18 protein-coding genes and 1 pseudogene are annotated in these 16,015 nt (G+C 61.0%); 5 read left to right on the top strand and 14 right to left on the bottom strand.

All coding sequences use genetic code 11. From position 1 onward, the window contains the following. Positions 1-115 precede the first annotated feature (115 nt). The 3 genes from RB548_RS03815 to RB548_RS03805 form a co-directional block, all read right to left on the bottom strand. Positions 116-475 (bottom strand): DUF1491 family protein, encoded by a 360-nt coding sequence (locus RB548_RS03815; protein WP_331373715.1) that lies wholly within the window; start codon positions 473-475, stop codon positions 116-118. A gap of 91 nt (positions 476-566) precedes the next feature. Beyond that, a complete protein-coding gene (locus RB548_RS03810) occupies positions 567-1,475 on the bottom strand; it encodes a peptidoglycan-binding domain-containing protein (RefSeq protein WP_331373714.1) in 909 nt (302 codons plus the stop codon). After that, a complete protein-coding gene (locus RB548_RS03805; protein ID WP_331373713.1) occupies positions 1,447-2,961 on the bottom strand; it encodes a sensor histidine kinase in 1,515 nt (504 codons plus the stop codon). Before RB548_RS03805 ends, RB548_RS03810 begins: the two co-directional genes overlap by 29 nt. A 658-nt stretch (positions 2,962-3,619) precedes the next feature. On the opposite strand from RB548_RS03805, the gene RB548_RS03800 reads away from it, so the two are divergent. Together RB548_RS03800 and RB548_RS03795 are read left to right on the top strand one after the other, a co-directional pair. After that, positions 3,620-4,051 carry a DUF5330 domain-containing protein gene (locus tag RB548_RS03800; protein WP_331373712.1) on the top strand — a complete coding sequence of 144 codons (432 nt, stop codon included), beginning with the start codon at positions 3,620-3,622 and terminating at the stop codon, positions 4,049-4,051. Positions 4,052-4,342: 291 nt separating this feature from the next. Next, the gene (locus tag RB548_RS03795; protein ID WP_283962664.1) at positions 4,343-4,765 is read left to right on the top strand and encodes a SufE family protein; all 423 of its coding nucleotides are present in this window, start codon (positions 4,343-4,345) and stop codon (positions 4,763-4,765) included. Positions 4,766-4,909: 144 nt separating this feature from the next. Here RB548_RS03795 and mucR read toward each other — a convergent pair whose 3' ends face one another. From mucR to RB548_RS03755, 8 genes are all read right to left on the bottom strand, one after another. Then, a complete protein-coding gene (gene mucR, locus RB548_RS03790; protein WP_136504043.1) occupies positions 4,910-5,341 on the bottom strand; it encodes an exopolysaccharide biosynthesis transcriptional regulator MucR in 432 nt (143 codons plus the stop codon). 406 nt (positions 5,342-5,747) lie between these two features. Next, a complete protein-coding gene (gene mnhG, locus RB548_RS03785; protein WP_331373711.1) occupies positions 5,748-6,107 on the bottom strand; it encodes a monovalent cation/H(+) antiporter subunit G in 360 nt (119 codons plus the stop codon). Further along, positions 6,107-6,484, bottom strand: a complete 378-nt coding sequence (locus RB548_RS03780; protein WP_408642396.1) for a cation:proton antiporter — start codon at positions 6,482-6,484, stop codon at positions 6,107-6,109. The genes mnhG and RB548_RS03780 overlap by 1 nt, the downstream gene beginning before the upstream one ends. After that, complete coding sequence (locus RB548_RS03775) at positions 6,481-6,957, bottom strand: Na+/H+ antiporter subunit E (protein ID WP_331374876.1); 477 nt, start codon at positions 6,955-6,957, stop codon at positions 6,481-6,483. Before RB548_RS03775 ends, RB548_RS03780 begins: the two co-directional genes overlap by 4 nt. Before the next feature lie 11 nt (positions 6,958-6,968). Beyond that, positions 6,969-8,528 carry a Na+/H+ antiporter subunit D gene (locus tag RB548_RS03770; protein ID WP_331373709.1) on the bottom strand — a complete coding sequence of 520 codons (1,560 nt, stop codon included), beginning with the start codon at positions 8,526-8,528 and terminating at the stop codon, positions 6,969-6,971. Between the two features lie 7 nt (positions 8,529-8,535). Further along, a complete protein-coding gene (locus RB548_RS03765; RefSeq protein ID WP_331373708.1) occupies positions 8,536-8,913 on the bottom strand; it encodes a Na+/H+ antiporter subunit C in 378 nt (125 codons plus the stop codon). Further along, entirely contained in the window at positions 8,913-9,332 is a 420-nt protein-coding gene (locus tag RB548_RS03760) for a Na(+)/H(+) antiporter subunit B (protein ID WP_331373707.1), read from the bottom strand. The genes RB548_RS03765 and RB548_RS03760 overlap by 1 nt, the downstream gene beginning before the upstream one ends. Beyond that, on the bottom strand, positions 9,329-11,689 hold the full coding sequence (locus RB548_RS03755) for a putative monovalent cation/H+ antiporter subunit A (protein WP_331374875.1): 2,361 nt from the start codon (positions 11,687-11,689) through the stop codon (positions 9,329-9,331). The genes RB548_RS03760 and RB548_RS03755 overlap by 4 nt, the downstream gene beginning before the upstream one ends. 144 nt (positions 11,690-11,833) lie before the next feature. On the opposite strand from RB548_RS03755, the pseudogene RB548_RS03750 reads away from it, so the two are divergent. Both RB548_RS03750 and RB548_RS03745 read left to right on the top strand, forming a co-directional pair. Then, a pseudogene (locus tag RB548_RS03750) lies at positions 11,834-12,163 on the top strand (peptide-methionine (R)-S-oxide reductase); the annotation flags it as partial. Positions 12,164-12,317: 154 nt separating this feature from the next. Further along, entirely contained in the window at positions 12,318-12,818 is a 501-nt protein-coding gene (locus RB548_RS03745; protein WP_331373706.1) for a hypothetical protein, read from the top strand. 18 nt (positions 12,819-12,836) lie between these two features. On the opposite strand, the gene trhA is transcribed toward RB548_RS03745, so the two are convergent. From trhA to RB548_RS03730, 3 genes are all read right to left on the bottom strand, one after another. After that, positions 12,837-13,499: a PAQR family membrane homeostasis protein TrhA gene (trhA, locus tag RB548_RS03740; RefSeq protein WP_331373705.1), complete on the bottom strand. Its 663-nt coding sequence runs from the start codon at positions 13,497-13,499 to the stop codon at positions 12,837-12,839. Between the two features lie 429 nt (positions 13,500-13,928). Continuing rightward, positions 13,929-14,270, bottom strand: a complete 342-nt coding sequence (locus RB548_RS03735) for a TraR/DksA family transcriptional regulator (RefSeq protein ID WP_180940496.1) — start codon at positions 14,268-14,270, stop codon at positions 13,929-13,931. 60 nt (positions 14,271-14,330) lie between these two features. Continuing rightward, on the bottom strand, positions 14,331-14,753 hold the full coding sequence (locus RB548_RS03730) for a universal stress protein (protein ID WP_331373704.1): 423 nt from the start codon (positions 14,751-14,753) through the stop codon (positions 14,331-14,333). Between the two features lie 346 nt (positions 14,754-15,099). On the opposite strand from RB548_RS03730, the gene RB548_RS03725 reads away from it, so the two are divergent. Next, a complete protein-coding gene (locus tag RB548_RS03725) occupies positions 15,100-15,990 on the top strand; it encodes a VOC family protein (protein ID WP_331373703.1) in 891 nt (296 codons plus the stop codon). Positions 15,991-16,015 lie beyond the last annotated feature (25 nt).

The raw sequence follows: 16,015 nt of genomic DNA, 5'->3' as shown, positions 1-16,015 counted from the left end.
CGCCGCGCGTCTTATCAGACGCGCAAAGGTCGCTGTAGCACTTTGCATTGCTGCATGTTTTTATCCTTAAATCGGCGACGATTTTAGGAAACATGCAGTAGCCGCGGCGCCTTGGTTATCGCCGGGGACTGTCTTCGGCGGCCACGACCTCGAACAGACCGTCGCAATCGTCCAGTTCGATTTCGACGATCCAGCAATCAGGATCGAAGCGGATCTCGGAGGAAAGCGCGCTGTCGATGTGATCCACTTCCGCATTCTGCAACCGTATCTCGAATTTGCGGCTCGTATCGGCTTCATCTTCGAAGAAGTTCTGCGGCGCGGGCGCATAGAGGGTCTCGATCCCGAACCGCGAGCGCTGGCGAATGAAGATTGCGCCTGCCTCCTGCGCCCCCTTGCGCAGCACGGCGGCATAGCCACCGACGGCAAAGACGCGGCGTAGCAGAGAGGACACGAAGATATCGGATTTTAGGCGCATTCGAGGCTGATACACGTGAGACCACCGGCATGCAATTGTTCGGGAAGCGTCGGCCGCCGCTGCCGTGCTGAGCTCAGATCCGCGGTGCTGCTCAAAGCGCACCGATTTCCTTCAGCTTCTTGAGAACCTTCGCATTCGGTTCACCGGTCTGCGGCAGGCGATAGTGCTTTTCAAAATGCCGGATGGCGGCGCGCGTCTGATCGCCGGCGACACCATCGACCACGATGTCGGCATAGGCAAGATTGCTGAGCCCCTTCTGGATGCTCACCACCAATTCGCTCGGGACAGGAATGTCGGCCCGAGGAAGGAATGTCTTGTCCTCTTCGGCAGTGCGGATCGCTGCAGCGACCGGATCGACCTCTGCCGACGCGCCCTTTGGGTCCGAATAGGGACGGTCGCCAGGGGTGGCGGCGGGAAGGCCAGTATCGCGCGTCGCACGCAACGCCTGCAACAAGTCGTCCCTCGCTTCGCCGCTTTGCAGACGCCCGGTCTGTTTTTCGAAGCGCAGGATCGCGGCGGAGGTTTTCGGGCCGGTACGCCCATCCGGCGCTCCATCGTAAAGACCCAGCCGCGCCAACTCTCTCTGTATGTCCGCAGTAAGCGTCGAGGCGGCCGGTGCGGCGGCAGCCGCGTCGTCGATGTTCCCGGGTTTTTCGGCGCCTTCCCGTTCGATGACGAAGGTCGTTACATTGCGAGGCTCGACCGGCTCACCATTGGCAGCGGCCAAGCGCTCGGCAACTTCGGGTCCGACCAGCGGAACGCGGGTGCGCAGAAGTGGCGACGGGTGGGCGCCGTGCTGGTACCACATGGCGTTGGCCGCAACGAAGCTGAAGACGACGACGAAGGCGGCGGATCCGCCCGCGCCGACCGGGTGGCGAGCCATAACTCTGGCGGCAGATGCAAGAGCGCGAGCGGCTACGGCCAGGCCGCGCAATGCGAGGCCAGGTCGAGTTTGTGCCGCTCTCTTCCGCTCAGGCTGTTTGCGCTTGCGCGGAGCCATGTCCCCGGTCCTCGTTCATTCCCTCGTCTTGGAAGCCAACCTCCCGTATACGCGCCGCTCCCTCGCCGCGCTCCCCGAGCCGCGGAGGGAACTCCACTGTAACGGGAATGCTCGCTTGTTCGCCGTTCGCGATGCCGGATCCGTCGCGTGGGATCGAAACGACGATTACCGTCCCCTCGCCTTCGCAACTACGGATCGAAACATTGCCCCCGTGCAGCGTGACCAATCCCTTCACCAACGACAAACCGAGCCCGGTTCCTTCGTAGCGGCGCGTATAGTCATTCTGAATCTGGACGAAAGGTTGGCCGAGCATCTGCAGCTTGTCTTCGGCAATGCCGATCCCCGTGTCGCTCACGGTGAGCTTCAGAACTGCGCCGTCGGTTTCGGCATCGATAGTGACCAGCCCGCCCTGATTGGTAAACTTGATCGCGTTGCCGACAAGGTTGATCAATATTTGCTGAAAAGCGCGCTGATCGGCATTGATTTCAGCAACTGCGCGCGTGACGCGGCTTGTCAGCCTTACGCCCTTCTCGCGTGCCTGATGGGAAAGCATGGCCTCGCAAGCGGCGACGGCGTCGGCCACGCGGAAGGGCTCCGGAACAAGCTCGTAGCGGCCGGCCTCGATCTTGCTCACGTCAAGCATCGTGTTGACGACAGAAAGGAGGTGGGCTCCGGATTTGTGAATCAGCGAGACATATTCGCGCTGTCTGTCGTTCTCCAGCTTGCCGAAATATTCGCCGGCCAGCACGTCCGAAAAGCCGAGGATGGCGTTGAGCGGGGTGCGCAGTTCATGGCTTACGGCCGCGAGAAAACGCGTCTTCGCGTCGTTCGCCGATTCGGCATAGGCTGCCTTGGCGGTTGCTTCCGCCCGCAGCCGCGCTTCCTCGGAGACATCGCGGGATTGCACGACGATGGCAGTCAGCCGATCCTCGGCGTCCCGGACCGGTGTCATCTCGCAACGCATGTGCACAAACTGCGTCCCTTCGGCCGGGACCGACAGCCGCTCGAGGCGGATGTCGACCATCGATCTCTCGCCATTCTGGCGCAGCGCATCGATAGCCCGCAGGAACGTGATCCGATCGGAGACGTGAATCTGCTCGATGAACCCGCGGCCGCAAGGGTCGCGCATCAAAGCGAGATGTTCGGCAGCATCGCGACCGTGCACGGACAGGACATTGCCGCGCAGGTCATGCACTGTGACGAGACCGGCGAAAAGATCATAAGCCGCCGAAAGATCGGGAAGCGCAGTCGCAGGCTCGCGAACATGATATGCCTGAGGATGGTGGTCCCGACCAATGGCAGCGGCCGAGGCCAACAGCGATGCCGAGGCCCACAGCGCCGTCCCCACCGGCAGAGCGACGGAGACCGGCAACACAGCCATAAGCGCCAGGGGCACGATCGGCAGAGCCGTCAGAGAGACGGCTGCGATAGCACGCAGACGCTTGAAGTCACGATGCGGCAGCCACGCGGCAGCAGCGTCATCCATGCGGGATGCCCATCTGCCAGCGATGTCACGCAATACATTCACGCTTTGCCCTGCCACCTTTGTTGTTTCTTTCGAGCCGATCCGGAACACCTATTTCGCTTTCGAAGGGGGTTGGCCGGGCTGTCTCGTGACGGTCCGAATCTCGCACCCCCGACTTAATGAAAGAATAAACGGGCCACCTCGGAGCGGGCACAAAGCGGGCAAAAAATCCTGTTTTGGGGCAACTCCGGCGAGCTTCGTTCCTTGTGGTTAACGGGGCGTAAGCGTCGGATTTTCGTTGATTTTTCGGTTCTTGTTAAGAATTTGGGCAGCGTCTTCAAGGTCCATTGCCCGTGCCACAAGCAGTCTCTGGCCCGAGCCTTGCCACGAACCTTAACGGCAATCGCTAAAATTTGAGATAAATGCCACTTCGGATGCCGAAATCGCGCATTTCATTAAAATTCGAGACAAATTCCACTGGTTTTGGAAAAGCGCCCTTGTGATTCCCACACTAATGTCCGTCGCAAAGCATGGAGGAGCCGGACACGTCACCGATTCCCGACATGGAACGCAAGCGGGCGTGTGTATCAGGCGATACCTCTCGTCCGGGACTGTCGAGAAAGGCAAAATCGGTTAAAAGACCGGGAGCTGCGGCAGCCGAACAAAGGATGGGCAGAAGATGTGGTTTTTCGTCAAAGCAGCATGCTGGTTTTCTCTGGTTCTGGTCCTCCTGCCGTTCCTGGATCCCTCCAGCACCGAGAAGCTACAGCGCGGACCGAAGGTGGAGATCGGCGATACCTTTTCGGCGGCCAGCGAAGCGTTCCAATATGTAAGCGCCATCTGCATCCAGAAGCCTGACGTCTGCGAGAAGGGCGCCGAGACTTTCGTTGCGCTCGGCCATCGAGCCCGTGAAGGCGCGCGCATCGCCTACGAATTTCTCGACACGCAGTTCGCTGAAACCGATGCCGGCGCACCGGACGCCAAGATCATGACTGGCACGGTCACGCCCACAGAGACTTCGCATGACGAAGCAAATCCCAGCGCGCCGACCTTCAAGCGCACGCCGGTTCCGGAGAAGCGTCTCGACCCAAGGGCCGCCGTGGCGCAGTAACGACTGGCTTCGCCGGCCGACCTGCGATCGTCTCACACTCCAACTGCCTGATTAGCCGTTCCGTTTCGGCCACCGCGGAGATATCCATTCTCCGCGGTGTACTTTTACGTACGGAACGGACCAGAGTCGCGACGATGTTTGGGCCGAAATGGTATTGGCTGTTCTCATTGCCGCTCGCATCTCCTATATGAAAGGGTGAGGTCCCGATGACGGCAAGAGCGGGATCGGGACGGGCGCAGTTATCGCGCGGCGGCAGCCGGTCGCGAAACGGCGCCGAGAATCGGACGGGCCATGACTCCACTTGACCAGATCATTGACGACTTTTCCTTCCTCGATGAGTGGGAGGACCGCTACCGCTACGTGATCGAACTGGGCAAGAGTTTGCCAGAGATGCCGGAGGCCTTGCGAACGAGCGAGAACAAGGTTCAGGGCTGCGCAAGCCAGGTCTGGCTTGTGACTCACACGACGGGCGATCCGGAGAACCCCGTGCTGACCTTCGAAGGGGAATCCGACGCCCACATCGTTCGCGGTCTCGTGGCGATTGTTCTCGCCCTTTATTCCGGCAAACACGCTTCCGAAATCGCGCAGCTCGACGCCCTCGACGTCTTCGGCAAGATCGGCCTCATCGAGCATCTGTCGTCGCAGCGCGCCAATGGCCTGCGCTCCATGGTCCGGCGGATCAAGAACGAGGCGGAGGTCCGGCTGGCGGCGTGACGCCGCGCAGCTCGCCTGGTCGGGGGCCTTGTCACAAAAACGAAGAAGGCCGGGGCGATGGCTCGACCCGACCCTGCTTTCCAAGACGAAACGCTGAGCGCACTCGTCCCCGCTCAGCCTTGCCGGGCCAAGCGGCGAACGGGATTACTTCCCGCGGCGCTTGCGACGCTGTCCGAGGCCCATTTCCTTGGCGAGACGCGAGCGGGCTTCCGCATAAGCGGGCGCAACCATCGGATAGTCCGCGGGCAGATCCCACTTTTCGCGATACTCTTCAGGCGAAAGGTTGTGATGGGTCATCAGGTGGCGCTTCAGCGACTTGAACGTGCCGCCGCATTCAAGGCAGGTGATCTGATCATCCTGAACCGACTTGCGCACCGAAACAGCGGGCTTCGGCTTCTCGACCGGAACCACCACCGGTGCGGGAGCCGTCGTGTTGTTGAGCGCCGAGTGAACATCGGCTATGAGCGTCGGAAGCTCGGCAACCGGAACCACGTGGTTGCTTACATAGGCGGCAACGATTTCCGCCGTCAACTCAACCAGGAGTTCATGGCTCGCGCCGGGCGTGGTTTCTGTCATTTCTTTCTCCTATCGGAATTCAGCAACAAATCTGAAACAGTGTTTCAGAGGGAGGAATTCGCGAAAATGCCGCCGAACAGCGCCCGCTGCCTTGGAATTGACCGATAACTGTACGGCAAGGACCGAGGTTCTGCCGCAACATCAAGGCTCGAATTGGGATAGCGAAACCCGCCACCAAGGTATCAGCACAATCGACACCTCAAAGCAACGGATAATATTCACAACTCAAGCTGGAATTTCAGTTCAAAGTATTTTCCACGACGACACTTTGCATTTACTGCATTAACATTGATCGCCGAAAAGTCCAAACATAAATTTATGGAACAGCAGCAACTTTATTCCAAACTGCTAAAATTGTCACCACGCGCGGATTTGTTCGGAAATACAAAAACAGAAACGGCGTCGATCAAAGCCGACGTGGCTCTTCCTTTTGTGGAAGCTGATCTATTACCGACAGTTTCGTCAATCTGTAACCGGCCTGGTGCGCGGCCTTGGCCAAGAGATGGGCGGAGATCGGCGCCGTCAGAACGAAGAAAACAAAACCGGCAAGCGCACGCACCAAAATTGCACCGTCGAGGGAATGCAACCCGGCCGCCAGAAGCAGGAGACCGGAACCGATGGTTCCCGCTTTCGACGCCGCATGCATGCGCGTGTAGAGGTCCGGGAACCGAACGATCCCCAGAGCCGCCAGCAGCGAGAAGGCGGCACCCACAACGACGATCAACGCGACGACAAGCGCGACTGCGCCACTGACTTGCGCTTCCATCAACGTGCTCCCCTGCGTTTGCGGCGCACCGCCTGGACCGCCTTGCCGCGCTTCGGGGGTAACTTTTTGGCCGACGCGACCTCCGCGGACTGTTCCGGTGCCAGTCCGCGCGTCAGGATGAAACGGGCGAAGGCAACGGTCGCGAGAAAGCCTACCAGACCCAAAGCGATGGCGATGTCTATATAAAGGTTGAAGCCAGTCTTGATGGCGATTACGGCGATGAAACCGATCGCGATCGCCACCAGCATATCGAGGCCAAGGACGCGGTCCGGCAGAGTGGGGCCTCGGATGATACGCAACACCGTCATCAGCAGGGCGGCGGAGAGGAGCACCAGCGCGAAGCCGATCGCTGCGGAAAGCACGGTCTGAGCCATCACGATCCAAAGGCCTCCCGGATTCGGCGTTCGAAGCCGCGTGCGATGTCCTGCCGAAGCGCGCCCGGATCGGCGCAATCGAGCGCATGGACGTAGAGGGTCTTGCGATCGTCGGACACGTCGACCGAAAGGGTTCCCGGTGTCAAAGTGATGAGATTGGCGAGCAGGGTGATCTCGAAATCGCTCCTGAGCGTCAGTGGATAGGCGAAGATGCCGGGCTTCAGTACCATCTTCGGCCGCATGACGAGAATGGCGACCTTGGTCGCGGAAACGGCCAACTCCTTGAAGAAGAGCAGCAGGAGAAGCAGCATGCGCAAAGGCCGTATCGGATAGGTCACCGGCCGCAACTCACGCCGAATGAGCCCAAGCGACAGCGCGCCGACCAGGAAGCCGAGCACGAGATTTGCGAGGGTGAAGCTCGAACTGATGGCGCCCCAGATGACTGTGAAGATCAGGTTGATCACAAGGAACTTCATCCCAGCGAACTTCATTGCAGGCCTCCCGCGGGAAAGACCGAGTTCAGATACGCCGACGGCTCCGCAAGCCCGGCGGCCGCACTCTGGATCGTCGCCAGCAGCGGCTCCGGATAGAGGCCGATCCCGAGCGTGAGAAGGGAAAGGGCCGCGAGCGGAGCCAGCACGGCCGGCGGCAGCCGCACGGTCTCGACAGCTGCGCCGGCCTCGTCACGCCAATAGGCGAGCAGGAACAGCCGGCCGGTCGCAATCACCGTGCAGAAGCCGGCGAGAAGGAGTGCCGCCGCAAGCCACCAGGCACCGATGTCGAGCGCCGCCTTGACGAGCATAACCTTCGGCCAGAAGCCGGAAAAGGGCGGCAACCCGGAAACGGCGAAGCACAACATCAGGGTCAGTGCGGCAAATCCCACGTTCTTGCGGTAGAGGCCTGAGACGGTCGCGATGGAAGAGCCCCCGCCGAGCCGCGCGGCAATTCCGGCGGCGAAATAGAGACCGGTCATCACCAGCATCGAATGGAGCGCATAGAAGATCGCGCCGCCGATGCCGCCAGGACCGCCGACGGCAATCCCCGCCAGCATCGACCCGATCCCAGAAACGACGAGATAGCCAAGGATGCGGCGAAAGTCGCTCTGCGCCAGCGCGCCAAGAACACCGACGATCATCGTCAACGCTCCGGCAAGCGCCATGACGAAGCTCAGCTCTTCTCTTTCAACCGGGAAAAGCATGACCATAACGCGGATCAGGGCGTAGATGCCGACCTTGGTAAGCAGACCGGCAAAAAGCGCCGACACGACGACACGCGGGGTGTGGTAGGAGGCCGGCAGCCAGAAATTCACAGGGAACGCCGCTGCCTTCATGCCGAAGGCGAGCACATAGAGTGCCGTCAGCGTCATCAACGGCGCGCTGCCCCGCAAGCCTTCCGCCTTGCGGGCGATGTCGGCCATGTTCAGCGTCCCGAACACGGCATAAAGATAGCCCGTCGCGACCAGGAACAGCGTCGTTGCCACGAGGTTCAGGAAGCCATACTTCACCGTGCCGTCGATCTGCTCGGGCTCGGAACCGAGAACCAGAAGACCGAAAGAGGAAATCAGGAGAACTTCGAACCAGACGTAGAGGTTGAACACGTCCCCTGTCAGGAAGGCGCCGGAAACGCCCGCCATCAGCAGCATCAGGAACGGATAGAAGCCATAGCGCCTGCCGCTGTCGTTGATATCGGCAAGCGAGAAGATGCCGCCGGCGAGCGCAACGATTGCCGCGACCAGAGCGAAGAGCGCCCCCGTCAGATCGACCGTGAACGCGATGCCGAAGGGCGGCAACCATCGACCCATGACCATGGTCACCGGTCCGTTGGTAACCACATGCCTGAGCAGCAGCGCGTCGATCAGGACAAGTCCTGCAAGCCCTGCAACCGCGATGATCGGGTGAAGGCCGACCGCGCGGCGCAACATGACCAGAACCGCGCCGATGGCGAAGCACCACGCGACGGGCAGGATCACCAGCCAATCGGCAACGGTCGTCGGGCCGAGAACGAGCGCGGCGGAAAGATCGACGGAGGATGAAGTCGGAACAGCCATGGGTCGATCAATATCCAAGCGGCGGCATCGGATCCTTCACCGGCTCCGCCACACGCATCTCGTCCGTGTTGTCGGTCGACAGATCCTCATAGGCGCGCCAGGCGAGAACCAGTAGGAAAGCGAAGAAGGAAAAGGAAATGACGATCGCCGTCAGGATCAGCGCCTGCGGCAACGCATTGGCGGCAGGGCCGGCTAGCGTGTCGACACCGCCTGCGATGACCGGCGGCACGTCGCGCGTGAGCCGCCCCCCGGTGAAGATCAAAAGGTTGACCGCATTGCCGAGAACCGCCACGCCGAGGAGCACGCGGATGATGAACTTCGACAGCATCAGGTAGACCGCGACAGTGAAGAAGATGCCCACGAGCAACGCAAACCAAGCCTCCATCACTCGCCTCCCCGTTCTTCAAGCGAAAGCGCGACCGAACTGATCGCTCCGACAACCACGAGATAAACGCCGGTATCGAACAGCATGACCGTCGAGAGCGGGATCTCGACACCAAAAAGCGACGGATAGATCCACAGCCCGGTCATGAACGGCACGTGTGCAAAGAGCGAAATCAGACCCGCGACCGTCGCGGCAAGGAGTCCCGCGCCGGCGATCGCCATCGGATGGAAATAGATCGCACGTCTTACTGTCTCGACGCCGTGGGCGATGCCGTAGATCGCCAAGGCGGAAACGGCGATCAACCCGCCGATGAACCCGCCGCCCGGTTCGTTATGGCCCCGCAACAGGACGAAGATCGAGAACAGCGTCATCAGACTTGTCAGGAACGGCGCGACCGTACGGAAAATCAGCGATTTCATGCACGTTCCTCCGCATCCTGTCGAGCATCGGCGCCGCGCTTGAGCGAGCCCGCTCTCAGCCGCACGAGCGAGAGGATGGCAAGACCGGTGATCATCACCACGGCGATTTCGCCAAGCGTGTCCGTACCGCGGAAATCGACGATGATGACGTTGACGACATTGGCTCCGTGCGCGATCGACTTCGAATAGAGATCGTAGAAATCCGTCAGCGTCGAGTCGAACGGCGTGCCCGTGGCTCTCAGCAGAAAGAGGCCGAAACCGAGCCCGCAGGCGAGCGCGATCATCGAGTCGGGAACCTTCTGGCGCAGCGGCCGGCTATCCGAGGGGGAAAGGTGCAGTCGCGTCATGACCAGTGCCAGCACCACCACCGACAGCGTCTCGATCATGAACTGGGTAAAGGAGAGGTCCGGCGCGCCGTAGAGCAAAAAGATGACGGCGACCGCAAAGCCCTGTATGCCCAGCGAGACGATCGCAGTCAGGCGATCGGCGGCCAGCACCACGGCCAAAAGCCCAGCAACCGCAATGGCCATGATGGCAAGCTCATGCATCGGAACGTCCGCCGCGAAGAACGGTGCGCGCGGCAGCTCTCCAAAATGTACCGGAGTTGCAAGAAGCACGACCGCGATCAGCACGAAGACGACGGTCATGTAGACGTCGAGCTTGCCGCCCTGCAACCGGCGAGTGACGGCCACGGCGAGCCGCAAGAGCCCGCGGATGAACTGGTCGAAACCCCGGTCAGGTCCCCAGCCGATATCGGTCAGGATAACCGCCACGGCTGCCCGGAGACGGTCGAGGTTGAGATAGAAGACGAAGCCCAGCAGCAACGTGACAGCGGAAAGGAGCAGCGGTACGCCGATATGTGGCGCGAGCGATATCGTCACCGTTCGTGGCTCACCAGCGATGGCGGAGGACATCGGCGAAGAAATCAGGCGATGAGCGAGGCCGGACATCAGAGCGATCGACAGACCCTTCAGTGCCAGAATCGCCGGGCCAAGCCAGAGGAGGACCGGCGCCCCGTGGGCATGCCTCGGCATCTCTACCTTTGATCCGAGGAACGGTTTCAAGGCGATGGCGAAAGCGACAGCAAACATGAGGGCATTGCCAAGAACGGTCAGCGCCGCAAAGGCCATGGAGCGCAGATTGAAAGTGGAAAGCGCACCGTAGATTTCCTCCTTTGCGAGGAAACCGAAAAACGGCGGCAGACCGCCCATCGAAAGCGCGGCGGCAAGTGCGACCGCGAAGGTCAGCGGCATGGCCGAGCGCAGCCCGCCGAGCTTTGTCAGGTCGCGTGAGCCCGTCTCGTGGTCGATAATGCCCGCAACCATGAACAGTGCGCCCTTGAACAGCGCATGCGCCACGAGATAGAGCGCCGCCGCCTCGATTGCGTGCGGCGAACCGAGGCCTGTTAGCAGGACCAGAAGACCGAGCGAGGCCATCGTCGTATAGGCGAGCATCAGCTTGAGGTCGGTTTGACGCACCGCCAGCGCAGCGCCGCTCACGAGCGTCGCCACCCCGAACAACGGCAGCAGGATTTGCCATTCCGGCGTGCCCCCGAGTACCGGATTGAGCCGCATCAGGAGGTAGACCCCCGCCTTCACCATCGTCGCCGAATGCAGATAGGCCGAAACCGGCGTCGGTGCCTCCATGGCATTCGGCAGCCAGAAATGAAACGGAAACTGCGCAGACTTGGTGAAGGCTCCGCCCAGCACGAGAAGAAGTGCTGCGAGATAGAACGGGCTCCCCTTCACCTCCTCACCGAAAGAGAGAAGCAACGAGAACTGGGTAATGCCGCTGACGTTCCAGAGAATGAGAAGGCCGGCGAGCAGTAGCAGGCCTCCTCCCCCCGTGACGACCAATGCCTGCAGCGCCGCACGGCGTGCGGCCTCGCGGCCGTGATCGAAGCCGATCAGCAGGAAGGAAGTAATCGACGTCAGTTCCCAGAAGACGAAAAGCATCAGGAAACTGTCCGAAAGGACGAGACCCTGCATAGAGCCCATGAACATCAGGATGAAGGAAAGGAACCGGCCCTGATGCGGGTGGCCCTTTAGATAACCGCCCGAGTAGAGGACGATCAGCGCCCCGATGCCGGAAATCAAAAGTGCAAACGTCAGCGACAGGCCGTCGATCAGCCAGGAGAAGCTGACGTTGAAGGAGGGAATCCAGGCATAGCCGCCGGTGACCATTTCGCCGTCAGCGACTTCCGGAACGAAGCGGAGAAAATGCACGAAGATCGCGACCGGCGCGAGAGCCAGCAGCCAGGCGGCGTTGTGACCGAGAAACCGCGTCAGCACCGGGGCCACGAGTGCCGCGACGAAGGGGAGACCGAGGGCCAGAAATGTCAGGGCCGCGACATCCATCGTCTTGGCAAGCTCCTTCGCCGTTTTGACCATCCGATCAAATTATTGCCGGACATAAAATAAGGCCTGTTCCGCCTCAAGAGTGAATCGGCACGAATCGGAGTTGCGCGACAGTAATACACTGCAAAGCGCAGGCAAACATCGCAGCATCGCGCTACCTGCGAACATGGCACCGAGCATCCTATTGGCAGCCCCTTCTCGATAGTAAAAAGGTCGGCACGCGATAAATGCGTCCGCTGCAGCCGGCCCTTCTCCGGTCGGATACTGGTTCGATGCCGGCGGCGGCCATCCGAGCGATTTCGCACCCATCGACGACCAGGCGATCAGAGAATATGATCGCGCGTATTTCATGGTGCGGACTGAAATCCGCTGCGCGGCGCGCGACGCTGTCTCGGCCGTGTTTTCCGACGACCCTTCGGCGGCGGGCTTGCGTTGTTGCCTCAACGGCACCGCCATACGTTCGAAGAGGATTGACAGCGCGACACGGAAGCAGTGCCATGAGCGTGAGCGCTGCTTTCCTGCATTGTGTTGAACGCGTGGCGCTCCGGCTGTTCCGGGAGAAACAGCAAGGGCTTCGGGGCCGGGCTACGAGGAGCGGCAGATCGAAGCAAGCCAAAAGGATGCCCGCATGCGCCGCGCTTTCTTCGCCCTCGCCCTCCTTATGGGGCTCGCGTTCCCCGCAGCCGCGGAGGACGACTGGCACCCCTATGCCAATCCTCGCTTCGGCTACACGGTCGAGATCCCGCCGGGCTTCGAACTGCGCCAGGACGCATCCGACGATGGCGACGGCGCGAGTTTCCATGCGGACGACAACGGAGCGACGCTTGCTGTGTTCGGAAGCCATCCGCCAGATGGCGATTTCGAAACCGATGTCGCGGACCGCATCAGTCTCGAGACGCAGGATGATTGGAGAATGCTGTTTTCACGCGTTACGCCTGCCTGGGCCAGTTTCTCCGGCGCGCGTGATGGCGAAGTGTTCTATGCCCGGGCGATCGCCCTTTGCGACGGAAGTGCCGCCTATTTCCGCCTGCAATATCGCAAGAATCCTCTGACGAGTTTCGACGGGATCATCTCGCGCATGGCCGCGGCGCTGAGGCCGTCCGACGGCTGTCGGCTCGCGCCAGAATGACCGGCGGGATGAAGAGGGTCAGGACAGTGCCGCGCCGCTGAAGCAGGTCACGACCGCCGAATAGTGCACCGCCGAACCCGCAACGACAAAGCCGTGCCAGATCGCGTTCTGGAAGCGCAAGCGTTCCCAGACATGGAAGATCACGCCGGTCGAGTAGATGACGCCGCCGATCAGGATCAGGATCAGTGTCGTCGCCGTCAGCGTGGACAAAAGCGACCGGGCGGCGAGCACGCCGCTCCAGCCCATGCCCAGATAGAGCAGGAGCGCGAGCCGGTCGAACCGACCGGGGAAGAGACACTTGATAATTATCCCGAGCGCGGCGATGGCCCATATGCCGACCAGCATCCTGGAAAGGAACGGGTTGTCCCAGCCGCGCTGGAGAAACGGCGTATAGGTTGCCGCGATCAGCACGAAGATCGAGGAATGGTCGAACCGACGCAGGAGCCACTTCAGCCTGCAGATCGGGAAGAGATTGTAGAGGAACGACACCGAAAGGGTGGTGACAAGTCCGATGCCGTAAATCCAGGCGGCGGCAAGTTGACCGGATGTGCTCCAAAGCGTTGCATAGAAAATCAGCGCCGTGACACCGCAGAGCGCGGCCGCAAGACCGATGCCGTGGACGATCCCATCCGCAATCAGTTCGGATCGGTCATAGTTCCACTTGACGCCGTCAGGCTCCACGCGATCCTCCCCTCGACGCCGCGTCGACATCCCTTGAACGCAGAAAGGGCCTGCTCATGCCCCGACCCGCACCGCGATCGGAAATCGAGACAATTTCCTGATCGGCGGTGACGTTCGGCCCGACGCGGGCACGTGTTCCACCCGTTTAACGTGCCACAGCACGCGCCCGCGGCAAAGAGCCCCCCGACGGCGAAAAGGATCAATTTTTGCAACCTATTACAACAATCGGCTGATGTCCTGCAAAGCCGACCCGACTTGCTTCCGGTCGGCCGCTCTCGGATCGGCGGTTGAAGGTAACCGCGCGGTCACATCCTGATTGCTACGGCACGTGGCGGCTACGTCCGGAGGACGCTGTCGGAACGACAATCCGCGACGGTCAAGGGCGCCAGCGAGCGAGAGCGTCGTCAAACGAAATTGCTTGAGCCCAGCTTATCTTGCGCGTGCTATCTCCGCCGCACAGGTCTGGCAAAGCGGAGCGTGCGGCACCGCGTGCAGTCTTTCCGGCGAAATCGGGTCACCGCAGCGCGCGCAGGTGCCGAAGGTTCCGGCCTCGATTCGGTCCAGAGCGGCATCAATGGCGCGAATCTCGCCCTGACCTGCGAGGCCGAGGCCCTCCAGTACCTCGTCGTTTTCTCGTTCGGTGACGCGATCCGGTACGTCGGCATTCATCGGCTGATCGAGATCCTCCTCGATCTTCACCAGCCGACCATAAAGCTCGCGTTTGCGGCGGAGAAGCTGTTCGCGAAAGTCATCAAGCGCGTACTTGTCCATTTGCAGGGCTCCTTGGTCGCGGCGCGGTCGAACCACGCCGCCTTCTTGTTCTTGGCATCTTTACCGGTCGACGAGAACGGCGCAGGGGCAATGGCTGACCACGCGGCTGGCGGTCGAACCGATAAAATAGTCGATCAGGCCGGGCCGGTGCGAAGCAATAATCACGAGGTCCGCATTCTCTTCCTTGGCGAGAGCGTTGATGGTGCCGGCCGCCCCGCCGGTGCGGATTTCGATACGTCCCTTGATCCCATGCTTGGTCTTCAACCCTTCCAGCGTCTTGACCGCATGTTTGCGCGACTCCTCGATCATCTCGAGCGGAAAATCGACGATCATATAACCCTGCGCATAGGCGTTAAGATCCTCGACGACGTTGAGCAGGACGATTTCCCCCCCTTCGTCGATGAGCTTCTCGGCGATGCTGAGTACGGATTCGCCATGCTCCAGCTGATCCATGGCGATCGGGACGATGATTTTTTTGTACATGCTGCACTCCTTCTATTACGTTCCCGGTCGCCATATGGCGAGGCCAGCCCCTATGCGCGGATCAAGGAGAAGGCCGGTCTTCACTTCTCCCGTTTCCGCGCCAACATGAATTTGCGCGGAGGCGATGTTCCAGCATTGATTGAAATCAAATCGGCCGCCACCGTCGTATTAGCATCACTGAAAGATCAGGTAGTGCGACGGTCACGACTGTCAACGCTCATCGAACACAACATCAAGTAATATAATAGCTTTCCTGAACGCGGTCACGGGCCCATATTTATCGCAGTTTCAAGAAACTGCGACCGGCAGCCACGGGAGTGCCGGTCCGGCCCAGAAAGGCGACGCAATGCAACATACAACCCAGTCGCGCCCGGCAATCAGCATCCCCGCGGACCACGCGGTCGCAATGCCGGCCTATGTCGACCGGTCCCACCTCGTCGTCCAGGATCTGCCGATGGTTTCTAGCTGGTACCAGAGAATTCTGGGCCTGACGCCGATCGAGACCGGCGCAAAGGGCGAGACCCTCGGTGTCGCCGGCAGGCCGCTGCTGACGCTGACGACCGAAGGGAATGCGGCAAGAGCTCCGCGCAACGCGCCGGGCCTGTTCCATACCGCTTTTCTCGTTCCCAATCGGCGCGAACTCGGACACTGGCTTGCGCACGCGGCACACCACAACATTCGCCTGCAGGGCGCATCCGACCACCTGGTCAGCGAGGCGATCTATCTCGCCGATCCGGAGGGTAACGGCATCGAGGTCTATCGCGACCGCTCGCGCGGCGAGTGGAACTACCAGCCGGACGGCACCGTGGCGATGAGCACGCTGCCGCTCGACCTGCAGGCCCTCTACGACGAAGCACCGAAGGACCAATGGGACGGTCTCGCCGAAGGCACGACGATCGGCCATATCCATCTGCAGGTCTCCGACATCCCCCAGGCGGACGCGTTTTTTCGTGACGTGCTCGGGTTGGACCTGATGGCGCGCTACCCCGGAGCGAGCTTCTTTGCCTCGGGCAAGTATCATCATCATGTTGCGGCCAATATCTGGAACTCCCGGGGCGCGTCCAAACGGCAGAGCAACATGACCGGCCTCGCGGACTATACGATCCGCTTCAGCGATGCTCAGAAGCTTGCAACGGCGCTCGCCAGGCTCGACGAACTGGAGATACCGGTAAGCAAGCAAGGCGACGTCCACAGCCTGGTCGATCCATGGGGCATCGGCCTCAAGCTCGCCCCCTGATAAAGGCGCGGCGGCCATCCTCGAT

The sequence above is a fragment of the Sinorhizobium chiapasense genome (assembly GCF_036488675.1).
Classification (GTDB): Bacteria; Pseudomonadota; Alphaproteobacteria; order Rhizobiales; family Rhizobiaceae; genus Sinorhizobium; species Sinorhizobium chiapasense.
The sequence above is the reverse complement of the archived record's forward strand: the minus strand, read 5'-3'. Positions and strand labels throughout refer to the sequence as shown.